The sequence below is a fragment of the Congregibacter sp. genome (assembly GCF_965660375.1).
Classification (GTDB): Bacteria; Pseudomonadota; Gammaproteobacteria; order Pseudomonadales; family Halieaceae; genus Congregibacter.
This window is the reverse complement of sequence record NZ_CBFHZO010000132.1, coordinates 1-3,100: the sequence shown is the minus strand read 5'-3', so window position 1 is coordinate 3,100 and position 3,100 is coordinate 1. Positions and strand designations below refer to the sequence as shown.

Annotated in this window: 3 protein-coding genes; 1 reads left to right on the top strand and 2 read right to left on the bottom strand. The window is 58.5% G+C overall.

Features of this window, described 5'->3' with window-relative positions:
- Nucleotides 1–40: 40 nt before the first annotated feature.
- Nucleotides 41–1,438, top strand: coding sequence for a serine hydrolase domain-containing protein (locus ACTG3T_RS14065; RefSeq protein ID WP_439102918.1), 1,398 nt, complete (start codon nt 41–43; stop codon nt 1,436–1,438).
- A 9-nt stretch (nt 1,439–1,447) separates the two neighbouring features.
- On the opposite strand, the gene folD is transcribed toward ACTG3T_RS14065, so the two are convergent.
- The gene (gene folD / locus ACTG3T_RS14060; protein WP_439102917.1) at nt 1,448–2,341 is read right to left on the bottom strand and encodes a bifunctional methylenetetrahydrofolate dehydrogenase/methenyltetrahydrofolate cyclohydrolase FolD; all 894 of its coding nucleotides are present in this window, start codon (nt 2,339–2,341) and stop codon (nt 1,448–1,450) included.
- A 15-nt stretch (nt 2,342–2,356) separates the two neighbouring features.
- The coding region (locus ACTG3T_RS14055; protein ID WP_439102916.1) for a formyltetrahydrofolate deformylase at nt 2,357–3,100 on the bottom strand (744 nt) is incomplete at its 5' end.

Here is a 3,100-nt window from a genome sequence, read left to right as displayed (position 1 = left end):
CGCCGCGCTGAGCGCGTCGTTACTTGTCGGAGGCAGCACCATGGCGCAAGCCCAGGTCGCGCAAGCCAAGGAAAATAGCTACGACTATTTTTTGGCAAACCGTCAGCTCATACGCAATGGTGTTCAGTCTCTACTGACCTGTAACGGACTGTTTACCTCACGCCGAAACCTCGACCAGGTGTTCGAGCAGGAGCTGGCCTATCTGGGCGATCGAGCCCTGGGAGATGCCAGTGGCGGCCCCTACACCGTTTATCCCCGAGAACGGGCGGTGAGCGTCGGCGGTGACGAACATGGCCCAGCCATTATCTCGGCATTCCGCAAAGGTATCGGCTGCGTGGTGATGACTCCCGAAATGAGCCTTTCGGACATTAACAGCCTACCCAAGCTGGAGATGCCCTATTCCAAAACTGATCCACGAACCCTGAACTGGCCCAATGGCGATGCCAACGCCGATATGCCCATACCGGCTGCGCTTAACGCCGACGCTCTCCAGGCAGCCTCAGATTGGGCCTTTGATCGCCCTACTGAGGAGCAGGACACACTGAGCCTACTGGTCATCCATAAGGGCAAGATCATTCACGAGCGCTATGCCGAAGGCGTCGATCAGACCACGCGCACGCGTACCTGGTCTACAGCAAAAAGTATTGCTGCCACGCTCATCGGTATGCGCGTCGACAGTGGAAAGATGACCCTCGACGGACCGCTGGATATTGACTGGGCACCGAAGCTACCGGGCGGGCAGGACCCGCGTGACGCCATCACCCTTCGCCACCTTCTCCGTATGTCCAGCGGGCTCTATCCCGTAGACAGCTTCAATATGGAATACGCCACGGGCTCCGGCCTGTCCTACTGGGCCGGCGCGAGTTCTGTCGATGGCGCGAGAAACCGGGGATTGGTACGCGAGCCCGGCAGCTTTTGGGATTACGAGAACTACGACACCCTGCTGGCCGTGAAGGCTTTCAAGAACACATTCGCCAGCGACTCCGCCTATCGGGAGTTCCCACGAAAACGCCTGCTGGATCGCATCGGCATGCGCAACACCCTGCTCTCCACAGATCGCTTTGGTGATTTCATACTGAGCAGCCAGGTGTATACCAATGCCCGGGATCTGGGGCGCTTCGGGCTTCTTTATCTCAACAACGGCATGTGGGACGGCGAGCCTCTGATTTCCGAGAAGTGGATTGAGTTTTCACGAACCCCGGCACCTGCGTCAAAGCCCCGAGGCTATGACTATGGCGCCCAGTGGTGGCTGGTGCCCGATAGTCGCAAAAAAGAAGTGCCCGCCGATGCCTACAGCACCGCCGGCAATCGGGGACAATACGTCATCATTGATCCTTCCCACGACCTGGTAATCGTGCGACGGGGACTGGATTATGGCAAGCAGGGCTTTAACCGCTGGGATTTACTCCGGGAAGTACTCAAAGCCTTCCCGGAGTAAAGCTCCGACCTAAAGCAGCTCGCAAACCACGCGGTGCTGCCTGCAGGCGGCCACCACCGTATTGCGAAGAAGACAGGCGATGGTCATGGGACCCACGCCACCCGGCACCGGTGTGATGGCTTTGGCCTTCTCTGCGGCCTCGTCAAAGGCAACATCCCCGACGAGGCGCGCTTTCTCCTGCCCCTCGATCTGCACGCGATTGATGCCCACATCTATGACCACAGCACCGTCTTTTACCCAATCGCCACGAACCATCTCCGGTCGCCCTACTGCAGCCACCAGGATGTCAGCTGTCCGGCACAATGCCGGCAAGTCGCGCGTTTTTGAATGGGCGACAGTCACCGTGCAGCTCTCGGCGATCAAGAGCTGCGCCATGGGCTTTCCGACAATATTGCTGCGCCCCACCACCACGGCATTGAGCCCAGCCATACCATCGGGAAACTGCTCCCGAAGCATCATGAGACAGCCCAGAGGCGTGCATGGCACCAGCGCCATGGGATCGCCATTGGACAAGGCGCCCGTATTCATCGGGTGAAAGCCGTCAACGTCCTTTGCGGGATCAATGGTCTCGATGACCAGTTGGGCATCGATATGCTCAGGGAGCGGCAGCTGCACCAAGATCCCGTTAACAGCATCGTCCCGATTCAAGGCCTCCACAAGATCCAGCAGTTCGCGCTCGCTGGTACTGGCGGGCAGCTTGTGTTCGAAGCTACGCATGCCCACCTCCGCGGTCTGTTTACCCTTGTTGCGCACGTACACCTGACTTGCGGGATCCTCCCCCACCAACACCACGGCCAGACCGGGCACCCAGCTGTGCTCGGCGTCTATGCGGGTCACTTCGATAGCCAGGCGGTCGCGCAGTGCCTGCGCTGCCGCCTTACCGTCGATGATTGATGCGCTCATGAATACTCCATTGGATTAAAGAATAACGGTACGTTGACCGTTGAGAATGACTCGCTGTTCGCAGTGCAGACGCACCGCCTGAGACAGGGCCGTCGCCTCGGTGTCATGGCCCAGATGCACCATTTGCTCCACGGATATCTCGTGGTCGATGGGCCGTACCTCTTGGGCAATAATCGGGCCCTCGTCCAGGTCGGCGGTGACATAGTGCGCCGTAGCACCGATAACTTTAACGCCACGATCGTAAGCCTGATGATAAGGCTTTGCGCCCTTAAAACCCGGTAAAAAAGAATGGTGGATATTGATGACCTGGCCCGAAAGCTCGGCGCACAGATCGTCCGACAGAATCTGCATGTAGCGGGCGAGTACCAGCAGATCTGCCTGACTCTCCCTCAGAACAGCAAGGATCTGCGCTTCCTGGGCCGGCTTGCTATCCGGCGTAACCGGAAGATAGTGGAAGGGCACACCGTGCCATTCGCTGAGTGCCCGACAGTCCTCATGATTACTGACCACCGCCACTACATTCGCAGGCAATGCCCCCGCACGCTGCTTGGTCAGCAAAGCGGTCAGGCAGTGATCGTAGCGCGATACCGCGACAACAATCTTGGGAAGGGTCGTTAGGCAGCGCAGTTGATAGCTCATTGCGAGCTCATCGGCCACGGTCCGCAGACGCACTTCAAACTGCTCGAGGCTGCAGCTCATCCCGCTCACATCGAATACGCAGCGCAGGAAAAAGGTATTGCTTATGGGGTCTGTGTAGTT